The sequence below is a fragment of the Comamonas denitrificans genome (assembly GCF_042654745.1).
GTDB lineage: Bacteria > Pseudomonadota > Gammaproteobacteria > Burkholderiales > Burkholderiaceae_C > Comamonas > Comamonas denitrificans.
The window spans coordinates 1-654 of record NZ_JBHSEY010000025.1 but is presented as its reverse complement, the minus strand read 5'-3'; the positions used below and the strand labels follow the sequence as shown (position 1 = coordinate 654).

Here is a 654-nt window from a genome sequence, read left to right as displayed (position 1 = left end):
TGAAACAGTGGCATCAAACTCACCCTGAGTTGTTCAATAAGCGACCATATGATCGTCCGGGATGCAACAAGTACAATTGAATTTTCTCGACGTGAGCAAAAAATATTTGCTTTGGTGTTTTTGGATTTAGACTTTTTTAAAGAAGTCAATGACACCTTTGGGCATGATGAGGGTGACGAGCTGCTTCGCCAAGTGGCTTCCCGACTGCAATCCTGTGTTCGCAGCACAGACTTGGTTGCTCGCCTCGGCGGTGATGAGTTTGTTTTGATATTACACAATACAAAGAGCAGAGAAGATATATTTTCTATCTGCAAAAAAGTTTTGGATAATATTTCTAAGCCTTACAATCTAACCAATAATATTGTTAATATTTCTGTCAGTGCTGGAATTACTTTTTATCCTGAAGACGGGCAAGATGGGCGGACTTTGCTCAAACATGCGGATTTGGCGATGTACGCAGCAAAAGATAAAGGACGCAATCAATTTGCCGTATTTGATATTGAGATGGAGCAAGAAGCACAAAGTCGTCGTATGCTGCTACGTGATTTGCAAAAAGGTTTGGACAAAAAAGAGTTTTTGCTTTATTGTTGCATCCCGGACGATCATATGGTCGCTTATTGAACAACTCAGGGTGAGTTTGATGCCACTGTTTCA

At 40.8% G+C, this 654-nt stretch carries 1 pseudogene; it reads left to right on the top strand.

The features are described from left to right. Positions 1-108: 108 nt before the first annotated feature. Positions 109-487: pseudogene (locus tag ACFO24_RS06240) on the top strand (diguanylate cyclase domain-containing protein); the annotation flags it as partial. Positions 488-654: the final 167 nt, after the last annotated feature.